The organism is Martinezella tropici (assembly GCF_008370325.1).
Classification (GTDB): domain Bacteria; phylum Pseudomonadota; class Alphaproteobacteria; order Rhizobiales; family Rhizobiaceae; genus Rhizobium; species Rhizobium tropici_B.
On the sequence record NZ_VNIP01000034.1, the window covers coordinates 1 to 1,041 of the forward strand.

At 61.2% G+C, this 1,041-nt stretch carries 2 protein-coding genes; both read left to right on the top strand.

The window, feature by feature from the left end:
• Positions 1-337 (top strand): SDR family oxidoreductase (locus FP026_RS30055; protein ID WP_149638167.1); only part of this gene is annotated, 337 nt, incomplete at its 5' end.
• A 78-nt stretch (positions 338-415) separates the two neighbouring features.
• Complete coding sequence (locus FP026_RS30060) at positions 416-991, top strand: GNAT family N-acetyltransferase (protein ID WP_149635024.1); 576 nt, start codon at positions 416-418, stop codon at positions 989-991.
• Positions 992-1,041: the final 50 nt, after the last annotated feature.

Sequence of the window (1,041 nt, forward strand, 5' to 3'; positions counted from 1 at the left end):
CGTCATGGGCGTCGCCAAGGCCGCCCTCGAGGCTTCCGTTCGCTATCTCGCCGCCGACTACGGCCCGCGCGGCATTCGCGTCAACGCCGTTTCCGCCGGCCCGATCCGCACGCTCGCCGGCGCCGGCATTTCCGATGCCCGTGCCATCCTGTCGTGGAACCAGCGCAACGCGCCGCTGCGCAAGTCTGTTACCATCGACCAGGTCGGCTCGTCGTCGCTCTACCTCCTGTCGGATCTGGCAGCAGGCGTCACCGGCGAAGTCCACTTTGTCGACGCCGGCTACAACATCACCTCTATGCCGACGCTGGAAACGCTGTCGAGCGCGGACGCCGAGTAAGCGTACTGATCTGATCGTCCTCTCGGCCTTTTTGGTCGGGAGGACCACATTTCCGGATATCCCTTCCAAGGATTCCCGATGATGTCCAACGACGCAAAATCCCTCGCATCGACCGAACGCCTCATCCTTCGCCGCTTTGTGCCCGAGGATTTTAAAGCCTATAGCGCCTACCGCTCCCTGCCGGAGATCTATCGTTTTCTTTACCGCGATCCTCCCTCACCTGAAGTGTTGAGGGAGCGTTTCGATATCAGCCTGAATTCCCCTTTCTCCGAAGATGGAGATACGCTGCTATGTGCCGCCATTCGGCGGGAGGACGGTGCTTTGGTGGGAGATGTCAGCCTGACATTCGCAAACAAGGCGGCACTTCAAGCCGAGATCGGTTATACCTCCAACCCCGCCCATGCCGGGAGGGGATACGCGACGGAGGCGGCTGAAGCCATCATCACCCTCGGCTTCGGCAGGTTCGGCTTTCATCGGATTTTCGCACGCCTGGATGCGAAGAACGCCGGCTCCATCGGCGTCGTCGAACGGCTTGGCCTGCGCCGCGAGGCACATCTGATCGAAAACGACCGCTTCAATGGCGTCTGGGGCGACGAATATGTCTATGCCGCGCTGAGTCATGAATGGGCTGCAAGGGCGTCGCGTGAGGCGTGATCTGTTTGCCACCGCAGCATACCCGCACTTCGTCATCCTCGGGCTTGACC